This is a genomic window from Pseudomonas sp. B22129 (genome assembly GCF_044218875.1).
Taxonomy (GTDB): Bacteria; Pseudomonadota; Gammaproteobacteria; order Pseudomonadales; family Pseudomonadaceae; genus Aquipseudomonas.
Genome location: NZ_CP162592.1, coordinates 817,393 through 837,964 on the forward strand (window position 1 = coordinate 817,393; position 20,572 = coordinate 837,964).

A 20,572-nucleotide genomic window follows, 5' to 3' on the forward strand; every position below is an offset into this window, starting at 1 on the left:
CATGCAGGCGGGTCGCGCCTGAAAAAAGTGTGCTTCCCGTCTGGGCAGGAAACAGCTAAAGGGCGGGATTATAACTTAAAAGCAGGGGGAAGCTGTTAGCAGCGAGGGCTAGCGGTAGATCTCTATGCTGCCGTCGTTGTTCTGACGGTAAATCGTATAGGGCAGAACCAGGGTGTCCACGACTCCAGAGGCTACCGCGTCGAAAGCGACGAACGGTAAGGCCATGCCAGCATGATCCCCAAGGCTTATATCTTTCAGGCTTTTGTCGGGTGCAGGCTCACCATTGAGCTTACAAAAGTTGTAAATAACGCCACTGTAGATTCGCGGCACATTTTCGCAATGGCTGCGCGAATCCTTGAGATTCTGGCTAGCCACGGCGTCAGGGCGAAAAACAGTATTGATCGTGCCGCAGCCTGCCAGCGACAAACACACGGCCCCCCAAATGATGTTCGACAGATTCTTCACACCTCGCTCCCTTTGATCCCTCAACAATGCCGCTCACGCTAACATCGAAGCCAGTGAAGGCCCAACGCGGGCAGACCATAGGCAGCGTAGGATCATTCCCAAATGATAAAAATCGCCCGAGCCACTAAACTCGCGCCCTTTTGCGCGTTTACACCTTGAGTAACGCCACGGATTCCGGCTGACTGATGAACACCCTCACCCGCTTCACCCTGCTGCTGCCCGGCCTGATTGCCCTGTGCGACGCCGCCCGCGCCGACGACACCGCCCTGGTGCTCGACCCCAGCGTGGTCACCGGCTCGCGCAGCGCCAGCCCGACGTTCGACCTGCCCTACTCGGTCGACAGCATCAGCCATGAACAAATCAGCGACGGCCAGCTCGGCATCAACGCCTCTGAAGCCCTGTCCCGCGTGCCGGGCCTGGTGGTGCAGAACCGCCAGAACTACGCCCAAGACCTGCAAATCTCGTCCCGTGGTTTCGGCGCCCGCTCGGCCTTCGGCGTGCGCGGCATCAAATTGATTGCCGATGGCATCCCCGCCAGCACACCGGACGGCCAGGGCCAGGCCGCCACCTTCAACCTCGATACCGCCGAGCGCATCGAAGTACTGCGCGGCCCGGCCGCCACGCTGTATGGCAGCAACGCCGGTGGCGTGATCCAGATGTTTTCCCGCGACGGCGAAGGCCCGCCGCGCATTGGCGCCGAGACGCTGGTGGGCAGCGACGGCCTGAACAAGAACCACCTCACTGCCGAGGGCTCGGCCAATGGCGCGGGGTTTGTGCTCGACGCCTCACGCATGGACACCGACGGCTACCGCGACCACAGCAGCGCACGCCGTGACCAGACCTTCGCCAAGCTCAACTTCCAGCCGGATGACGACAGCAAGCTGGCGCTGATTTACAGCAGCCTGGAGCAGAACGGCACGCAGGACCCGCTGGGGCAAAAGTGGGACGCGTATAAGGCCGACCCGCGCTCGGTGGCGCCTGAGGCACTGGAATACAACACACGAAAAAGTATCGACCATCAGCAAGTAGGCATGAATTATGAGCGCTACTTCGGCGATGCGACGCTGCAGGTGAATGCCTACACCGGTCGGCGCAGTGTGATTCAGTATTTGTCGATTCCCAAAGGCACACCCACCAACGAACTTGGCGGCGGTGGTGTGGTGCAATTTGACCGCAAGTTCTACGGTGGCAGCGCGCGCTGGATGCAGCCTATCGAGAGTGCACCGGGCGAACTGATGATCATCACCGGCCTGGACTTTGACCAAAGCGAAGACAGCCGACACGGCTACAAAAACTACAGTGGAAACACTCTCGGCGTTAAAGGACAGCTACGCCGCGATGAAATCGACACCGCCCGCAGCCTTGATCCATACATCCAGGCCAACTGGGCACTCGACCGCTGGACCCTGCAAGCAGGCGTCCGGCACAGCACCATGGAGATGGACGTTGACGACCAGTTCCTGAGCAACGGCGATGCCAGCGGCAACAAGACCTATCAGAAAAATACGCCATCGATGAGCGTGATGTACGCCTTCACGCCTGAACTGCATGGCTACGTCAGTGCCGGCAAAGGCTTCGAAACACCGACCCAAGCCGAATTGGCCTACGCGCCGGGTAATACGGAAGGGTTCAACTTCGGGCTAAAACCGTCAGAAAGCACCCAGTACGAAGCAGGACTAAAGGCTCAGGTGAAAAATACCCGGATCAATGCCGCCGTGTTCCAGATCACCACAAACGATGAATTGGTAATAGCCCAATCCAAAGACGGGCGTACCAGCTACCAAAACGCCGGCCGCACGTTGCGCCGTGGCTTTGAGTTGGGCATCGAAAGCCAGCTCAGCGAACAGTGGAGCACCAACCTCGCCTACACCCGCCTGCAAGCCACCTACGACAGCGACTTTACCAACGGTGGGAAAACCATCGACAAGGGCAACTACCTCCCCGGCGTTCCGCAAACCACGCTGTTCGCCGAACTCAACTGGAAGCCCCGCGACTGGGTCAGCACTGCGCTGGAAGGCATGTACCGCAGCAAGGTCTACGTTGAAGACACCAACACCCAACACGCCGCGCCCGGCTACAGCGTATTCAACTGGCGCGCCCGCTTCGAACAGAAGGTCGAACACTGGACCTTCCACCAGACCCTGCGCCTGGACAACCTGCTCGACCGCCAGTACGTCGGTTCGGTGATCGTCGGCGACAGCAACTTCCGCTATTACGAAGCCGCGCCGGGCCGCTCGTGGTACGCCGGGGCAGGCGCGGAGTATCAGTTCTGATCAATGGCTTTCCAACACCCGCCGACTGGCAAAACTGAAGGTCAGCACCGCAAAAATCAACACGCCGGTCGCCACCTGTTGCCAGTAGAAATTCCAGCCGATCAGCAGCAAGCCGTTGGCGATCACGTTGATAAACAGCACGCCGAGCAAGGTGCCGGGGATATTCGCCCGGCCCTGCCGGCTCAAGGTGGTGCCGATAAATACCGCGCCAATCGCATTGAGCAAAAACGCGTTGCCGGACAACGGCACGTAAGCGCTGACTGTCGAACTGAGCAACACGCCCGCCACACCGCACGCCAGGGCTGTGGCCAGCGAAACCACGGTGACAATGCGCCGCACCGACAGCCCCGAGTAGTACGCCAGCAAAGGCTGGGTGCCCTGGGCCAGCAGTTCGCGACCCAGGCGCCCGCGCGCCAAGGCCAGGCCATAAAACAAGGCCAGGCCCAATACGATCAACAAAGGTATGAGCCCGGTCAGTTCCGGCTTCAAGCCTTGGGCGATATAGATCGGCTGACCGCCATCGGAGAGCAATTGCTGGGCGCTGGTGCCGATAAACAAGGCGCCCAGCGTGGCCAGAAACGGGCTGATGCGCAGCCCTGCAATCAAGCCTGCATTCATCACTCCCACCAGCAGCGCGGCGGCGAGTGCGCCGGTGGCAGCAAAGGCCCAGCCATGCCCGCCATTGAGCAACACCACAAAGCTGAAGCTGGCGAAATCCAGCGCCGTGCCCACCGACAGATCGATGCCGCCGGCGGCCACCGCGTAGGTCATGCCGATGGCGACAATCGCCAGCAACACGAAGTTGTTCAGCAGCAGGCTTTTGAGGTTGCCGCCACTCAAAAAACCGGGCGCCTGTAGAGCAAACACCAGCACGATGGCCGCAAATACCACAGGCAATGTCAGCGGCAGCACAGCACGCAGCTTCATACGCCGGCCCCTTTATTCAGTGCACTGGACGCCGCGACCACTAACAGAATCAACACACCCTGCACGCCGTTGACCCAGAAGCTCGACACGTTGAGCAACTGAAAGCCATTGATCAGAAAACCGATCAACAACGCCGCCAGCAAAGTGCCCGGGATACTCGCCACCAGCCGCCTCGAAAACACCACGCCGAGAAAGGCGATGGCCACCACTGACAGCAACATGTCGCCGGAACCGGTGGTGCTGCCACTGAAAAACGCCGCCGAACAGAGCGCGGCCACGGCGGCACAAAGGCCCGACAGCAGATAACTCGACAGCACATAGATCGGTACCCGCAAGGCCGCCGCCTCGGCAGCCTGGGGATATTCGCCCACTGCATGCAGGCGCAAGCCATAGACCGAGTGCTGGATAAGCAAGGTCAGCAAACCCGCCGTCACCAACAGCACCCAGGCCAGCGCCGGTACGCCCAGCCAGGCCCCGCCGCTGAGCAGATCCAGCAGCGGCGAGTCGGTGGACACCACGGTATTTTCCGTCAGCACCAGCTCCAGCCCGGCCAGCACATTCATGCTCGCCAGCGTCGCCAGCAGCGGCGGCAAACGCAGCACCACCACGGCCAGGCCATTGACCAACCCCACCGCCAGGCCGCAACCGAGCGTCAGCAGCAAGGTTAACCAAAGCTCCAGGCCAGCATTGTTAAGGCGGCTGAACACGGCCGCACACAGCCCCAGATTGGCGGCGAGTGAAAGGTCCAGCCCACCCGCCACCACATTCGAGCCGCCGCCGATAATCACGCAGGTCAGCCCGAAGGCCAGTACGCCGAGGATCGCCGATTGGCTGAACACATTGGCCAGGTTGCCCACTGACAGAAAGTTCGGCGCCGCCACGGCGAACCCCAACAGAATCGCAAGGAATACGCCTACTGAGCCTCGGCGCAGCACCAGCACCCACAGGCGCTGCGAAAACCCCGGCGTCACGACTTCAAGCATGTTCAACCTCCCGCACTGACGCCGCCGTAACGGGGACCGCACCCGTGGCACACGCCAGCAATTGATCGCTGTCGGCCTCGCCCGCCCGGAATTCACCGGCAATCTCGCCGCGATGCAGCACTAGAATCCGGTCGCTGATCCCCAGCAGTTCCGGCAGGTCAGACGACAACACCAACACTGCCGCGCCCTCTTCTACCAGCCGCCCGATCAGGCGATAGATCTCCACCTTGGCGCCGACATCCACGCCCACGCAGGGCTCATCCAGCAGGTACACCGCCGAACGGCGGCTGAGCCATTTGCCCAGGGCGACCTTCTGCTGGTTGCCACCACTGAGCTGGCTGACTGCTGCGTGTGGCCCGGGGGCCTTGATCGCCAACTCGTCGATCAGCCGCAGGCTTTCTGCCTGCTCCCGATGCCGACTCAACAGGCCCCAGCGCGAGAACCGCGCAAGCCCTGCCAGCGTGAGGTTTTCCAGCACTGACAACACCGGCGAGACCCCTTGTGTGCGGCGCTCCTCGGGCACCAACGCAATGCCCGCCGCGATCGCCTGGCCGGGCGAACGCAGGCGCAGCAAACGCCCCTCCAGATGAATACTGCCGCTGTCGGCTTTCTCGACGCCAAACAGCGTTTTGAACAGTTCTTTTGCGCCCGAACCGACCAGCCCTGTGAGGCCGACGATTTCGCCGCGCCGCACGTCCAGCTCAATATCCCGGTAGCGCCGCGCCAGGCTCAGCCCGCGCACCTGCAGCAGCGACTCGCCCAGTTCGACCTTGGCTTTGGGGTACATCTCCTGCACCTCGCGGTTGACCATCAGCCGCGCAATCTCGGCGCTGGACGTGTGCCGAGGCGCCACCACCGCCACGTCGCGGCCATTGCGCAGCACCGTGACCTCATCGCACAGGCTGTCGATTTCCTGCAGGTAATGGGAGATGTAAAGGATCGACAGCCCCTCGCCGCGCAAGCGTTTGACGATACGCAACAGTTGGTCGACCTCACGCTTGACCAGCGCGACGCTGGGCTCGTCGAACACCAGGATCTTGGGTTTGCGGATCAGCGCCCGGGTGATTTGCAGCACCTGGCGTTCGGCGCTGTTCAGCTCGCTCACCAACGCACCGGGAGGTAATTGCAGGTCGAAATATTCCGCCAGCAAACGCTCGGCTTCACGCTGCTGTTTACGCCGATCCACAAACGGCCCACGGCGCAATTCATGCCCGAAAAACAACGCCTCGCCCACGGTGAAACTGGCGGGTAGCAGGCGCTCCTGATGGATGAATTGCACGCCCAGCCCATCCACTTGGCGCGGCGACAGCGAGGTGTACGCCTGACCGTCGATACTCACCTGCCCCGCATCAGCCCGGTGAATACCGGCAAGGATCTTGATCAAGGTCGACTTGCCCGCGCCGTTCTCGCCGACCAACCCGTGAATGGTGCCGCGCTCAACCTTGAGGCTCGCGTTATCCAGCGCCACGGTGGCACCGAAGCGTTTGTGCAAGTGCTGCAAGTGCAACGCGGTCATCAGTCACCCCGCAGTTGCTGAACCTGCGCCAGGTTGGCGGCGGTGGTCAGCAACGTGGCCACGTGGGTTTCCTTGGGCAGATCACGCTGCCCGGCAAGGTAGCGCGCGACGTTCTGCACGGCGGTCTTGCCGATCAGCGCCGGCTGCTGCGCCACCACCGCGCCCACCGGCGAGTCCGCCTGGCCGATCAGCGCCAGCACTTCCGGCGTGCCATCGACGCCATAGGTTTTGATCTCGGTGCGTTTGGCGTCGATCAACGCCTTGCTCGCGCCCAGTTGCGGAATGTCCCACGCCGACCAGATCGCCGAGACGCTGCCTTTGGGATATTTGTTGAGCAGGGCCGAGACCTGGGAATAGGCGTCCTGCACGGTATTGGGGATCACATCGCGCAGCTCGGGCTGGATGATCTCAAGTTGCGGGTAGTCCTTGAGCGCGAGCTTCAACTGGTCGTAGCGGATCGCGCAAACGGGCACGCCGTAAAAGCCGTTGAACACCAGAATCTTGCCTTTGCCACCGGCGTCTTTGATCAGTTGATCGGCCAGGGCCTTGCCGGTGGCGACGTTATCGGAGGTGGTGTTGTTGAGGCTGTATTGCGACGGCGCGTCGATGGTGAACAGCGGGATGCCGGCTTTGCTGATGCGCTTGAGCCAGGGGTCGATCACGCTGAGGGTGCCGAGGGTCTGGATCACCGCGTCGGGCTTTTGGGTGACGACGGTTTGCAGTTGGGTGACGAGGTTTTTGTCGTTACGCCCGGCGTCGAGGGTGATGGGGGTGCCGCCCAGGCGTTTGATTTCATCGACCTGGGCCTGGAAGGCCTTGATATCGAAGTAGTGACTGGTGCCGGTCATGCTGACCGCGATGCGCTTGCCGGCCAGGGAGGGGACGCTGGCGTCGTCTTCGCTGGCGGCTTGGGCGACCTGGGTGAGTAGCAGGGCAGCGCCCAGGCAGAGCAGGCGGGAAATTGAGGTAAGGGTGGATGGCATGCTGCGGCTCCGCTGGGCGACCGATGAAAGAGTTCAGCCAGGGGTATTGCAGCGCGCGTGCAAGAAATTTTATTCAGCTAAATCAATTGGATAGATTTTTCAGTAGTAGGCGGATTGTCGTTATCGGCTGCCAAGTGCCTGATCGCTGTTGCTCAGGCAACACTTGCCTGTGTGGGAGCCAGCTTGTGCGGGAGGCTTTGTGTGGGAGCTGGCTTGCCTGCGATGCAGACACCTCGGTCTCTCAGTGAAACCGCGGTGATGCCATCGCAGGCAAGCCAGCTCCCACACAAAAGCAGACTGGAGTTTAGTCAGTACCCATCGGCAACCGCTGATCAATCACCTGATACAGCGCACTCGCCTGCGGCCAATTGCGCATGAACCGCGCCCGGTCTTTGGCAAACGCCGCGGCAAAACTCGCATCAGACCCGTGCTGACACATGGCGTCCAGATCAATCAACGACCAGCGATCCCCCGCCCAGAACAGGTTATGGCCCTTGAAATCGCCATGGCTGATCCGTTCGCGAATCAGTTGCGCAAACAGCTGATCCAGCGCCGCCAGCTCGGCTTGCGGCGCGTTGCCCTGTTCAACGTAGGGGGCAAACCGCTCGATAATGTCCGGCCCCGGCAAGTACTCGGTCACCAGATAGGCCCGGCTGCGCAGCCACAAAAACCGCTTCTCCAGCACCGCCAGCGGCTTGGGTGTAGCAATGCCCAGAAACGCCAGCCGATTGCCCTCGCGCCACGAATGCCAGGCCCGGCTCGGCCGCCAGAAGCGCTTGAGCCAATGGGCAAAATTCTTGATGTTGTAGCGCTTGATCACTAACGGCCGCCCCGCCACCTCGACCTTGGCCACCGTCGCCGCACCACCGGTCTTGTACAGGTGGCCTTGGTCCAGCAACGCATCCGCCTGCGCCAATACCGGCAACATCACGGGCTCTTCTTCACGACGAATCGCGCGCAAGCCAAAGGCGCCACGCACCACGCTGAACAACGTGCACTCGCGGCCAACCTTGCTCAGGAAGTCCTTCAAACGCCAGGCACTGACTTTGCGCACCTGCTTTTCCAGGGCTTGCAGCGGCAAGGCGTGTTCGCCATTGCCCAACAGGTAATACACCAGCAGTTCTTCGGTGAACGGCTCAAGGTTCTTCGGCAACTGGGCGAAAAACACCCCGAGGTTTTCCAGCACCCGCTGGCGCGACAAGGGTTTGCCGGCCTCTTCGACGCGAATCCCGGCGCCGTCGATCAGGTACAGCTTGCCGTCCTGGCGCAGCAGGTTGTCCAGGTGCAGGTCTTCCTGCCACAGGCCTTTAGTGTGCATCTGGGCAATCGCGCCCAACGCCTCGGCGAGTACAGCGGTTTGTTCGTCGGCCAGCGGCGGCAAGCCTTCGACCGCCTGCCAGGCATCGCCGAGGCTTTCGGCGCCTTCGATGAACTCAAACAGCAGCCAGCCGCCCTCGCCTTCCTGCAAGCCATCGGCCAGCAGCAATGGCGTAGTCAGGCCTTGCTCGGCCAACAGGCGTACACCCGCAAGCTCACGCTGAAAATGCCGCGCAGCCTTGCCGCCCACCAACAATTTGGCCAGCACCGGGCGCCCGCGCCAGACGGCGGCGCCGACGTAGCGCTCGCCCGGCAACACACGCAGCAGGCTGAGCAATTGCAATTGCCCGGGGCCTGCCGCGTCCGCCAGCTCCAGGGTCAGCGGCAGGTCGGGGGCACGCCCCGCGTCTTTGAGCGCAGACAAACGCATCAGCGCTTCTCCTTGTGGCTGCGACGGGCCGTCAGGCGCTGGTACCACGCGCCCACCAGCGAACTGTCTTGCGGCTGCTCGAGGTAAGCCGCCAGCAGTTGGCGGATTTGTGCATCCGACCATTGAGGTGCCCGGCGCAGCAGCGGCTCAAGGTCCTTGACCCGGTCACGCTGGCCGAACAACAACGGGCGGGTTTTCTCCAAGTCGATCAACTGCGCGGCATAAGCCTCGCCGCGTGCCTGCAGGAAAATATGCTTGGGGTAGAAGCAGCCATGCACCTGCCCCACGCTGTGCAGGTGGCGGGCCAACTTGCCGCAGGCCAGCAGGATCGCGCGGTGTTGGGCGTCCGTCAGTTGCGGCCACTGCTCCAGCAGCGAATCCAGGTCATTCCAGCCGTCGAGGGCACGAGTCAGCAGCATCGCGCGATGCTCGCCACCGACCTTGCGCTCACCGAAAAACGCAGCCTGCAACGCAGGAATACCGAGCTTCTGGTAACGGCTGATATTGCGAAATTCGCGAGCGAACGTGGGCTCGCCAAACGGCTTGTGCAGGGTGCGTGTCAGGTAGTTGCTCTGACGCTTGAGGTAATACCCCTGCCCTTCAAGCTCAAGACGAAACACGCTGCTCCAGCCGCCTTGGCTGGTATTGGGTTCGTCCACCGCGTCGAGTTGCCGGGCCCACAGGGAATCGAACGTTGCGAGGCCGTGGCGCTCAAGCAGAGCGCGGTCTTCGGCCGCCAGGAAATCACTCATTCGCGCCCCTCGAAAAACTTCACCACGTGGCGAATTCGCTGTTTGTCCGACGCCGACAGGTGTGGGCGCTGGCGATATTGCAGGTAGAACCGCAGCCGCTGGGTGGCCGACAAGTGATACTTGGCGACCTTGTCCAGGCAGGCCAGGTCCTTGGTGATCCGGTACTTGAGCCAGAAACCGCGCCAGAAATCACCGTTGGGGCAATCGATCAGGTACAGGGTCTGGTGGTCGTCGACCAGCAGGTTGCGCCACTTCAAGTCGTTATGGGTGAAGCGATGCTCGTGCATCGTGCGCGTGTATTCGGCGAGCTGGCGGCTGATGGCGTTGACCCACTTGGGGTCTTTCAGGCGGGCATCATTGCGGTCGGCCAGTACCGAAAGGTCTTCGGTTTTCGGCAGCTCGCGGGTGATCATCGCGCCACGGTCGTAGGCCAGGCCCTTGCGCTCCAGGCCCCAGGCCACCACGTCCGCCGTGGGGATGCCCCACTTGGCGAAACGCTTGAGGTTCTGCCACTCGGACTTGACCCGCGGCTTGCCCAGATAACGGCGCAGGCCCTTGCCGGCGCCCACATAGCGCTTGACGTAATAATTGACCCCGCCACGCTCCACCCGAATCACTTCCGACAGCGGGTCACGGGTCAGTTGCTCACCCTGCAGGGCGAACACCGCCTCAAGGCTGCCAAACTCATCCGCAAGGGCGGCGTAAGCAGGTTCCAGGTTCCAACCCGCCATCAGATCGCATCCCCCAGGCGTTGCTTGCGTGCGTAAAGCTTGTCGGCCTTGCGCTGCAACAGGCTCAGGGACGCCGATTGCTCGGCGAGAATCTGGCGCAGTGGCTGGCGGAAATAGCCCTTCAGGAAGCGGAGCTTGTCGCGTCGGGTCAGGCCGATTTCCAGCGCCGAGTAGTACAGCGCCGACAGATCTTTGTCACGCCAGCGCAGCGGTAAATGGGCACGCAGCTGGGCGCGGTGCAGGTCGATCACCGACAACTTGATGTTGTTCGCGTCGACCGGTTGCGCGGTGTCCAACAGGAAGTGGCACAGGTAACAGTCGCGGTGGTTCACGCCGCCCCGGTGCATATCGCCGACCATGCGCGCCAGCTCGTCCGTAAGTGCATGGCGCAACGCGGGCGCAGGCGGCTCGGCGACCCAGTTGACAGTCAGGTCTTCCAGGCTGATGGTCGGCGCCAGCTCTTCGGTGATGATGAACGAGTGCTGGTCGGCCGGGTTGCTGCCCTTTTCGCCAAAGGCCACGCCGGTCATGGTCGGCACGCCGAGTTCCTGCAGGCGATGGATCGCCGCCCACTCAAGGCCCGCGCCGAGCACCGGCAACTTGGCAGTGATCAGGTTCTTGAAGATTTCGCCCCAGCCGATGCCCCGGTGGATTTTTACGAAATACGGGCGGCCGTCGACCTCGGTGCGCAAGGTACGGCGCGCCGCCAGTTCACGAAACACCTGGCCTTGCAGTTTTTCGACTTCAGCGAAGGCGTCACGCCCGGCCCATAACGTCTTGAACGGTTCGGCAAGAATCAACTTCATCGTTTTGGCTCCGCCAGAATCACATCCGCAGCGTGCTGCGGCATGCTGTAGAGGTCGGCCGTCTCGGCGAAGGCCAACCCATTGCGGCCCCAGGCCGCGCGCTGTGAGGTGTCGGTGAGCATTTGGGTCAGGTACCTGTTGAGCTGCGCTTGTTCAAACGGCTCATCCAGCACCAGGCCGCTGTCGGCCTCTGCGATGTAGTGCGCGTAACCGCACACCGCCGAGACCAGCACCGGCAACCCGGCCACCAGGGCTTCGAGCAACACCGTGCCGGTGTTTTCGTTGTACGCCGGGTGGATCAACAGGTCGGCGCCCAACAGGAAACGCGGAATATCGCTGCGCCCCTTGAGGAACTGCACGTTATCGCCCAAGCCCAGGGTGGCGCTCTGCAGTTGGAATACTTTGGGGTCGTCCTGGCCAATTACAAACAGGCGCGTGCGTTTTTTCAGTTCCGCCGGCAGCGCGGCCACGGCCTTGAGGCTGCGGTCGACGCCCTTGGTCTTGAAGCCCGAGCCGATTTGCACCAGCAGCAGTTCGTCTTCGCTCAGGTTGAATTCCTTGCGGAACCCTTCGCGGATTTCAGCCGCATTCGGCGGCGCACGGCGGTCCTGGGCGATGCCCGGGGGCAACAGATGGAAGCGCTCAAGCGGCGTGTCGTAGTGCTTGATGAACAGCGGCTGCTGCACTTCGGAGATCATCAACACTTCGGTCTTGGCGTCTTTGGCAAACACCGCACGCTCGTACTCGGCAAAGTGTTTGTAACGGCCAAAGTAGCGGTACAGCGAGTGGCGCAGGTTTTGCGCCTTGTCTTCAAAGCAGCCGTCGGCGGCGTAGTACACGTCCAGGCCGGGCATTTTGTTGAAGCCAATCAGTCGGTCCACCGGGCGCTTGGCCAGGTCAGCTTCCATCCAGGCGCTGAGTTTTTCATTGCGCCGATGGTTGAAGAACGCCTTGACCGGCGCCACCAATACTTCAAAACCGGGCGGGACGTCGCCTTCCCAGATCAGTGTGTACACACGAATCTGGTGGCCGCGCTTCTGGCACTCCAGGGCGATACGCATGAAGTCGCGCTGCAGGCCGCCGAAGGGGAAATATTTGTACAGAACAAAAGCCAGTTGCATCAGTGCAGCTCCTCAGCCAATAACAACGTGCTCAGTCGGCTGGCCACACGCTCAGGGTTCAGGCGCGTGAAGCACAGGGGCGATTCGCGCTTGATGTCGAACCGACGAAGATCGTCGGCCGTCGGTTGATAGGTACAGGTTTTTTGCAGGCACGGCGCGCAGGGAAAATCGCTGGCCAGGTGAATCTGGCCCTTGCCGTAGGCGCCGGTAAGGCCCGGGTTGGTAGGGCCGAACAGCGAAATCGTCGGCACATCCAGCGCGGCGGCCAAATGCCCCAGGCCCGTGTCCACCGCCACGCAGGCGCGGGCGCCGGCCAATACACGGGCAACGCCGGCCAGGTTCAACTTGGGCAGCACTTCGGCGTTGGGCAGGCCTTGGGCCAGGCGCTCGGCGCGGGCTTTTTCGGCGGCATTGCCCCACGGCAACTTCACGTCCACACCCAGGCGGCCCATGCGCTCGGCCAACTCGCGCCAGTAGGCTTCGGGCCAGTGCTTGGTGTCCCAGGTGGTGCCGTGCAGCAGCAATACGAAGGGTTTTTTCGGCGGCAGGCCGAGCAGTTTTTCGACGCTCAGCCCGTAGTCGCCCAACGCTTTGGGCAAGTCATAACCCAAGGCCACGGCGAACAGCTGGCGCAAACGCTCCACCGCGTGCTGCCCACGGGCCACAGCCAGGCGCCGGGAATAAAAGCGTGCGGCGATAGGCTCACGGGCCGAGTCTTTATCAAAACCGGCTACCGGAGCACGCACGTAGCGCGTCAGCCAGGCGCTTTTAAGCAGGCCCTGGGCGTCGATCACCAGGTCGTATTTGGTCGACTGGATGCGCTGCTTGAAGCGCCGCCATTCGCCACTCTTGATGGTTTGCCAGATATTTTTGCGCCAGCGGCGGATGGCCACCGGGATCACCTTGTCCACTGCCGGGTGCCAGGTGGGAATTTCGGCAAAGCCTTCCTCCACCACCCAGTCAAAGCGAATGCCGGGAATGGCCCGCGCCGCGTCGGTCAGGGCCGGCAAGGCGTGGATCACGTCGCCCAGGGATGAGGTCTTGATTACCAGTACGCGCAAACTATCGGACCTCGACCGCAGTGCCCTGCAACCGCTGCAGGGCTTCGTTCACCGGCTGCGGCAGCAACTGGCGCATGCAGTTGTAGTGGCCGAAACGGCAGGTGCGCTCAAAACACGGGCTGCAATCCAGGCCCAGGCGCACCACTTCGACCTGGTCGGCCAAAGGCGGGGTGAAACCCGGGGAAGTGGAGCCGTACACCGCCACCAGTGGGCGGTTCAGTGCAGCCGCCACGTGCATCAGGCCGGAGTCGTTGGACACCACAGAATCTGCGCAAGACAGCAGATCAATCGCCTCGGCCAGCGACGTATCGCCGCTGAGGTTCACCGCCTCTTCACGCAGGCCGGGAATCAGGCGCTGACGGATGTCTTCGCCCACCGGGTGGTCCTTCTTCGAACCAAACAGCCACACCTGCCAGCCTTCGCGGATCTTGGCCTCGGCGACCTTGGCGTAATGTTCCGACGGCCAGCGCTTGGACTCGCCAAACTCGGCGCCGGGGCACAAGGCCAACACCGGGCGATCCAGTGTGAGGCCGAACTTGGCCAGCGCGGCGTCGCGGCTCACCGGGTCAATTTGCAGGCTGGGGCGCGGGTACGGCGTGGGCAATTCGGCGCCCGGCTCAAAGGCCAGGGCCATGAAGCGTTCGATCATCAGCGGGTAGCGCGCCTTGTCCAGCGTGCGCACGTCGTTGAGCAAGATGTAACGAAACTCGCCGCGCCAGCCCGTGCGCTTGGGGATGCCGGCGAAGTACGGCACCAACGCGGATTTGAGCGAGTTGGGCAACAGGATCGCCTGGTCGTACTGGCCCGCCAGGGATTTGCCGATACGACGGCGGGTCGCCAGCTCCAGCGCGCCGTGGCCGAGCGGAAAGCTCAAGGCCTGGCGCACTTCGGGCATGCGCTCAAGAATCGGCCGGCTCCACTCGGGGGCGAGCACGTCGATCTGGCAGTCTGGATGGCGCATACGCAGGCACTGAAACAGTGTCTGCGCCATTACCATGTCACCGACCCAACTGGGCCCAACGATCAGAATATTCATGTAGTTTCCACAAACGATACGGGGAGGCTTATGCCTCCCCGCCTCGATAATGACTGCAGATCGCGCTTTGTGTGGGAGCGGGCTTGCTCGCGAAAGCATCACCGCGGTCTGCCAGACAGACCGCAGCGCCTGCTTCGCGAGCAAGCCCGCTCCCACATAAAGCCGATTTCCACATTAGATTGGCGTCACTCAATTAATCAGCTTAACCCCAGCTCTTTCCAGATTCGCATCACCTGGCGCCGTTCGTCGGCAAACTGGTCTCCGGCCACCGTACCTGCCTCGTTTTGCAAGGCCTGGCGGTGGGCGGCGGAACGGTAAGCCTTATATACCTCGCGCAGCAGGTGAGCCTCGGCGGCGGGCATCAACCCCACCTGCTCGAGCCCTTCCAGGATGCGAATATTGTCGGTGTAGCGCAGCAACGATGGATGTTGCGCAGACCACGCCAAAGCCGCGTATTGCACCATAAATTCAATATCGACGATACCTCCGGCGTCCTGCTTGAGGTCGAACGCTGCCGTGGGTTCGAAGGCATTGGTGCCGGTTCCGGCTGCTGTGGACTTGGTGCCCAGGTTGTCACGCATCTTGGCGCGCATCTCGCTGACCTCCTGGCGCAGCTTCGCCAGGTCGCGTTCCTGCCCCAACACTTTAGCCCGTACCTGCTCAAACGCCTGGCCCACATCCTGGCTGCCCACCAGCACCCGTGCGCGGATCAGGGCCTGATGCTCCCAGGTCCAGGCTTCATTTTGTTGATAGCGCTCAAACGCGCCGAGCGAACTCACCAGCAGGCCGGAAGCGCCCGAGGGCCGCAGGCGCATGTCCACTTCGTAGAGCTGGCCGGAGTTGGTCTGGGTGGTCAGCAGGTGAATGATGCGCTGGCCCAGGCGCGTGAAGAACTGCGCGCCGTCGATGGGCTTGGCACCGTCGGTTTCAGCCTGCGGGTCACCGTCGTGAATGAACACCAGATCCAGGTCCGATCCATGCCCCAGTTCGATGCCGCCGACCTTGCCGTAACCGACAATGATGAAGCCGGGGTCGCACAGCGTGCCGTCCACCCGTTGCGGCGAGCCATGGCGCGCCACGGTTTGGCGCCAGGCCAGGGCCAGCACTTGTTCGAGGATGGCTTCGGCAAGCCAGGTCAGGTAGTCGCTGACTTTCATCAAGGGCAGGCTGCCGGCGATTTCCGAAGCGGCCACGCGCAGGCGGTGGGCCAGTTTGAAGTGGCGCAAGGCTTCCATTTGTTGCTCAAGGTCATCCTCGGGAATGCGCGTCAGCCGCTCGCGCAGTTCGGCGGCCAACTCCGGCGCCAATGGCGGCTTGAACAGGCGGCCTTCGTTGAGCAATTCGTCGAGCAACAGCGGGAAACGCGTGATCTGTTCGGCTATCCACGGGCTGGCGGCGCACAGGGTCAACAGGCGACGCAGGGCGTCAGGGTTTTCCGTGAGCAGCACCAGATAAGCAGAGCGCCGGGCGACGGCTTCCACCAACGGCAGCACGCGCTCCAGCACCAGATCCGGGTTGGCGTGCTCCACGGCCTGGGCCAGCAGGCGCGGGATAAACGCATCCAGACGCTCACGTCCCAGGCGCTGCATGGCGCGCAGCTGCGGGCTACCGCGCAGGCTGGCCAGGGCTTTGAGTGCCTTGGGCGCGTCGGTGAAACCGCCTTCAGCCAATTGCCGGCAGGCGGCGTCTTCGTCTTGGGACTCTTCCCACAACGGCAACCATTCACCGCCTACAACTAACTCGCTCTCTTCGCCTTCCTCTTCATCGGGGTCAGCGATGACTTGGCGGAAATGCCAATCGACGCGGCCACGCCAGTACATCAGGCGTTCGTGGAACGCAGCCCAATCGGCGAAACCCAACATAAAGGCGATGCGCGCCTGATCTTCAGGGCTGTCGGGGAGCATTTGCGTCTGCCGGTCGGCAATCGCCTGGATCGCGTGTTCGGTGTAGCGCAAGAATTCGTAGCCATTACGCAGTTCCGCGATCACCGCTGGCGGCAGATAGCCTTGGCCTTCCAGAGTGCCCAGCACTTTGAGCAGCGGGCGCTGTTGCAGGCTGAGGTCACGGCCACCGTGGATCAGCTGGAACGCCTGGGCGATAAATTCCACCTCGCGAATACCGCCCGAGCCCAGCTTGATGTTCTCGGCCATGCCTTTGCGCCGCACTTCCTGCTGAATCAGCTGCTTCATGGTGCGCAGCGCTTCGATGGCGGAAAAGTCCAGGTAACGCCGGTAGACGAACGGCCGCAGCATGTCGAGCAGCTGCGCGCCGGCCACCTGGTCACCGGCCACTACCCGCGCCTTGATCATGGCGTAGCGTTCCCAGTCGCGACCCTGGTCCTGATAGTACTGCTCCAGCGCGTTGAAGCTGAGCACTAACGCGCCGGCCGAGCCGTAAGGGCGCAGGCGCATGTCGACGCGGAACACGAAGCCGTCGACGGTCATCGGGTCGAGGGCCTTGATCAGTTTTTGACCCAGCCGGATGAAAAACTCCTGGTTATCCAGGGCGCGCTTGACGCCCACCGTCTCGCCGCCTTCGGGGTAGGCGAAGATCAGGTCGATGTCGGACGACAGGTTCAGCTCCACCGCGCCAAGCTTGCCCATGCCAAGGATGACCATGTGCTGGGCTTCGCCGCTGCGCCGGCCAGTGGGCGTGCCGAATTGCACGCAGTGGCGCTGGTACAGCCATTGATAAGCCTGGTCGATGCTGGCATCGGCCATGTCGGAGAGGTCACGGCAGGTTTGCACCAGGTCGGCCTGGCGGGTGAGGTCGCGCCAGATGATGCGCACTTGTTGGCGCGTGCGCTGGCGGCGCAAAACGCGGCCGAGCTCATCTTCTGTTTCGGCCTGTTGCACGGCACCCGCGATCTGGCTGCACAGCTCGCCGGGCGCAAAGCCGCGGTCCAGCTCGCCCCAGGCCACCAGTTCGAGCAACATCAAAGGGTCACGAACGCTCTGTTCAATGACGAAATCACTGGCGGCGCACACGCGCACGAAGTCGGCCCACCGTTGCGGCGGCCACTCGGAAAGTCCATGATCGTCGTCCAGCGCGGCCACTGCGTCACGAAATGACTGCTCGGCCCGCTGGGCAAAAGGCAAGAGAATGGCCGGTAATTCGGCCAGCGTTGGAAGGCTCATGGTCTATCCTTGATCGGCGCGTAAAGGGCGTGTTGCTGTGAAGGCAAGAACCACGCTTGGTGAAGGACTGTCGAACAAAGGTTAGAAATAGCTGAAATTAATTTCATTTTGGCAGCCAGCATCAAACTTTCACCTTTTCTTGTTCGCAAAAGATCAACAATAACGATTATGCTCACCAGCCAGACCGAGCCATACGCTCAGTCTTGTGTAGTTTTACTACTCGTATATACATTCGAAAGGCTGAAATGGCCGACGATTTGTAGTAAAACTACAGGACGCCGAAGCAACCTTCGGCCATCCAAGAATTTATGTCGTCTGCCCACAAGGCCAGTCGCAAACTCAGGCAACCGATTCTGGTAGCCTTTCCGCCCTGGAGCAAGCCATGCAAGACCTCGATCCCGTCGAAACCCAGGAATGGCTGGACGCCCTGGAATCGGTTCTCGACAAAGAAGGCGAAGACCGTGCTCACTACCTGATGACCCGTATGGGCGAACTCGCGACCCGCAGCGGCTCGCAATTGCCTTACGCCATCACTACGCCATACCGCAACACCATCCCTGTTACCCACGAAGCACGCATGCCTGGCGACCTGTTCATGGAACGCCGCATTCGCTCGCTGGTACGCTGGAACGCCATGGCGATGGTAATGCGCACGAACTTGAAAGATTCGGACCTGGGCGGTCACATCTCCAGCTTCGCTTCCAGCGCAACCCTGTATGACATCGGCTTCAACTACTTCTTCCAGGCCCCGACCGACGAACACGGCGGCGACCTGATCTACTTCCAGGGCCACACCTCCCCAGGCGTTTACGCCCGTGCGTTCATGGAAGGCCGCATCACCGAAGAACACATGAACAACTTCCGCCAGGAAGTGGACGGTAACGGCTTGTCGTCGTACCCGCACCCTTGGCTGATGCCTGATTTCTGGCAGTTCCCGACTGTATCCATGGGCCTGGGCCCGATCCAGGCGATCTACCAGGCTCGCTTCATGAAGTACCTGGAAGCCCGTGGCTTCATCCCTGAAGGCAAGCAGAAAGTCTGGTGCTTCCTGGGTGACGGCGAGTGTGACGAGCCGGAATCCCTGGGCGCCATCTCCCTGGCCGGCCGCGAGAAGCTCGACAACCTGATCTTCGTCATCAACTGCAACCTGCAGCGCCTCGACGGCCCGGTTCGCGGCAACGGCAAGATCATCCAGGAACTCGAAGGCGTGTTCCGCGGTGCTCAATGGAACGTGACCAAAGTCATCTGGGGCCGTTTCTGGGACCCACTGCTGGCCAAAGACGTCGACGGCATCCTGCAACGTCGCATGGACGAAGTCATCGACGGCGAGTACCAGAACTACAAAGCCAAAGACGGCGCGTTCGTACGCGAACACTTCTTCAACACGCCTGAACTCAAGGCGATGGTTGCAGACCTGTCCGACGACGAGATCTGGAAACTCAACCGTGGCGGCCACGACCCGTACAAGGTCTACGCGGCGTACCACGAAGCGGTGAACCACAAAGAACAACCGACCGTCATCCTGGCCAAGACCATCAAGGGTTATGGCACCGGTGCCGGCGAAGCGAAGAACACTGCGCACAACACCAAGAAAGTCGATGTCGACAGCCTGAAGTTGTTCCGCGACCGCTTCGACATCCCGGTCAAGGACGAAGAGCTGGAGAACCTGCCGTTCTTCAAGCCTGAGCCGAACAGCGCCGAAGCCCGTTACCTGGCCGAGCGCCGCGCCGCACTGGGTGGTTTCGTGCCACAGCGCCGCGCCAACAGCTTCAGCGTACCGACGCCGGACCTGAGCACCCTCAAGGCGATCCTTGACGGCTCGGGCGACCGTGAAATTTCCACCACCATGGCTTTCGTGCGCATCCTGGCGCAACTGGTCAAGGACAAGGACATCGGCCCGCGCATCGTTCCGATCATCCCGGACGAAGCCCGTACCTTCGGTATGGAAGGCATGTTCCGTCAGTTGGGCATCTACTCCTCCGTCGGCCAGCTCTACGAGCCAGTCGATAAAGACCAGGTGATGTTCTACAAGGAAGACAAGAAGGGCCAGATCCTCGAAGAAGGCATCAACGAAGCGGGCGCCATGAGCTCCTTCATCGCTGCCGGTACTTCGTACTCCAGCCACAACCAGCCGATGCTGCCGTTCTACATCTTCTACTCGATGTTCGGCTTCCAGCGCATTGGCGACCTGGCGTGGGCAGCAGGCGACAGCCGTACCCGTGGCTTCCTGATCGGCGGCACCGCCGGTCGTACCACGCTGAACGGCGAAGGCCTGCAACACGAAGACGGTCACAGCCACATCCTGGCGGCCACCATCCCGAACTGCCGCACCTTTGATCCAACCTACGGCTATGAGCTGGCGGTGATCATCCAGGACGGCATGAAGAAGATGACCGAAGAGCAGCAGGACGTTTTCTACTACATCACCGTGATGAACGAGTCCTACCAGCAGCCAGCCATGCCGGCCGGTGTTGAGGAAGGCATCATCAAAGGCATGTACCTGCTCGAAGAAGACACCAAGGAAGCGGCGCACCACGTACAGCTGATGGGCTCCGGCACCATCCTGCGCGAAGTGCGTGAAGCGGCGAAGATCCTGCGTGAAGAGTTCAACGTCGGCGCTGACGTGTGGAGCGTTACCAGCTTCAACGAACTGCGTCGCGATGGCCTGGCCGTAGAGCGTCACAACCGCCTGCACCCTGGCCAGAAGCCACAGCTCACCTTCGTTGAAGAGTGCCTGAATGGCCGTAAAGGTCCGGTGATCGCATCGACCGACTACATGAAACTGTTTGCTGAACAAATTCGCCAGTGGGTCCCGTCCAAGGAATTCAAAGTCCTGGGCACCGACGGTTTCGGCCGCAGTGACAGCCGCAAGAAGCTGCGTCACTTCTTCGAAGTTGACCGTCACTTCGTGGTGTTGGCAGCCCTGGAAGCCTTGGCTGACCGTGGTGAGATCGAACCTAAGGTGGTAGCAGACGCTATCGTCAAGTTCGGGATCAACCCGGAAAAACGCAACCCACTGGACTGCTGAGGAGAT

15 protein-coding genes are annotated in these 20,572 nt (G+C 61.8%); 2 read left to right on the forward strand and 13 right to left on the reverse strand.

All coding sequences use genetic code 11. From position 1 onward, the window contains the following. Positions 1 to 108: 108 nt before the first annotated feature. Positions 109 to 465 carry a YceK/YidQ family lipoprotein gene (locus tag AB4P94_RS03725; RefSeq protein ID WP_395609456.1) on the reverse strand — a complete coding sequence of 119 codons (357 nt, stop codon included), beginning with the start codon at positions 463 to 465 and terminating at the stop codon, positions 109 to 111. A 185-nt stretch (positions 466 to 650) separates the two neighbouring features. Between AB4P94_RS03725 and AB4P94_RS03730 the strand changes: the two genes are divergently transcribed. Further along, positions 651 to 2,738, forward strand: a complete 2,088-nt coding sequence (locus tag AB4P94_RS03730; protein ID WP_395609457.1) for a TonB-dependent receptor family protein — start codon at positions 651 to 653, stop codon at positions 2,736 to 2,738. Here AB4P94_RS03730 and AB4P94_RS03735 read toward each other — a convergent pair whose 3' ends face one another. From AB4P94_RS03735 to glnE, 12 genes are all read right to left on the reverse strand, one after another. After that, entirely contained in the window at positions 2,739 to 3,665 is a 927-nt protein-coding gene (locus tag AB4P94_RS03735) for an ABC transporter permease (protein WP_395609458.1), read from the reverse strand. Further along, a complete protein-coding gene (locus tag AB4P94_RS03740) occupies positions 3,662 to 4,648 on the reverse strand; it encodes an ABC transporter permease (protein ID WP_395609459.1) in 987 nt (328 codons plus the stop codon). Before AB4P94_RS03740 ends, AB4P94_RS03735 begins: the two co-directional genes overlap by 4 nt. After that, positions 4,641 to 6,164 (reverse strand): sugar ABC transporter ATP-binding protein, encoded by a 1,524-nt coding sequence (locus tag AB4P94_RS03745; protein ID WP_395609460.1) that lies wholly within the window; start codon positions 6,162 to 6,164, stop codon positions 4,641 to 4,643. The genes AB4P94_RS03740 and AB4P94_RS03745 overlap by 8 nt, the downstream gene beginning before the upstream one ends. After that, positions 6,164 to 7,147, reverse strand: coding sequence for a sugar ABC transporter substrate-binding protein (locus AB4P94_RS03750; RefSeq protein ID WP_395609461.1), 984 nt, complete (start codon positions 7,145 to 7,147; stop codon positions 6,164 to 6,166). Before AB4P94_RS03750 ends, AB4P94_RS03745 begins: the two co-directional genes overlap by 1 nt. Positions 7,148 to 7,451: 304 nt before the next feature. After that, positions 7,452 to 8,894, reverse strand: coding sequence for a lipopolysaccharide kinase InaA family protein (locus AB4P94_RS03755; RefSeq protein ID WP_395609462.1), 1,443 nt, complete (start codon positions 8,892 to 8,894; stop codon positions 7,452 to 7,454). Then, complete coding sequence (locus AB4P94_RS03760; protein ID WP_395609463.1) at positions 8,894 to 9,646, reverse strand: lipopolysaccharide kinase InaA family protein; 753 nt, start codon at positions 9,644 to 9,646, stop codon at positions 8,894 to 8,896. Before AB4P94_RS03760 ends, AB4P94_RS03755 begins: the two co-directional genes overlap by 1 nt. Further along, complete coding sequence (locus tag AB4P94_RS03765; protein ID WP_395609464.1) at positions 9,643 to 10,377, reverse strand: lipopolysaccharide kinase InaA family protein; 735 nt, start codon at positions 10,375 to 10,377, stop codon at positions 9,643 to 9,645. Before AB4P94_RS03765 ends, AB4P94_RS03760 begins: the two co-directional genes overlap by 4 nt. Continuing rightward, on the reverse strand, positions 10,377 to 11,183 hold the full coding sequence (rfaP, locus tag AB4P94_RS03770) for a lipopolysaccharide core heptose(I) kinase RfaP (RefSeq protein ID WP_395609465.1): 807 nt from the start codon (positions 11,181 to 11,183) through the stop codon (positions 10,377 to 10,379). Before rfaP ends, AB4P94_RS03765 begins: the two co-directional genes overlap by 1 nt. Next, positions 11,180 to 12,304, reverse strand: coding sequence for a glycosyltransferase family 4 protein (locus tag AB4P94_RS03775; protein WP_395609466.1), 1,125 nt, complete (start codon positions 12,302 to 12,304; stop codon positions 11,180 to 11,182). Before AB4P94_RS03775 ends, rfaP begins: the two co-directional genes overlap by 4 nt. Continuing rightward, complete coding sequence (gene waaC / locus AB4P94_RS03780) at positions 12,304 to 13,365, reverse strand: lipopolysaccharide heptosyltransferase I (protein ID WP_395609467.1); 1,062 nt, start codon at positions 13,363 to 13,365, stop codon at positions 12,304 to 12,306. The genes AB4P94_RS03775 and waaC overlap by 1 nt, the downstream gene beginning before the upstream one ends. 1 nt (position 13,366) lies before the next feature. After that, on the reverse strand, positions 13,367 to 14,401 hold the full coding sequence (gene waaF, locus AB4P94_RS03785; protein WP_395609468.1) for a lipopolysaccharide heptosyltransferase II: 1,035 nt from the start codon (positions 14,399 to 14,401) through the stop codon (positions 13,367 to 13,369). Positions 14,402 to 14,598: 197 nt separating this feature from the next. Further along, entirely contained in the window at positions 14,599 to 17,538 is a 2,940-nt protein-coding gene (gene glnE / locus AB4P94_RS03790) for a bifunctional [glutamate--ammonia ligase]-adenylyl-L-tyrosine phosphorylase/[glutamate--ammonia-ligase] adenylyltransferase (protein ID WP_395609469.1), read from the reverse strand. 382 nt (positions 17,539 to 17,920) lie between these two features. Here glnE and aceE point away from each other — a divergent pair, with 382 nt between their 5' ends. Then, positions 17,921 to 20,566 carry a pyruvate dehydrogenase (acetyl-transferring), homodimeric type gene (aceE, locus tag AB4P94_RS03795; protein WP_395609470.1) on the forward strand — a complete coding sequence of 882 codons (2,646 nt, stop codon included), beginning with the start codon at positions 17,921 to 17,923 and terminating at the stop codon, positions 20,564 to 20,566. Positions 20,567 to 20,572: the final 6 nt, after the last annotated feature.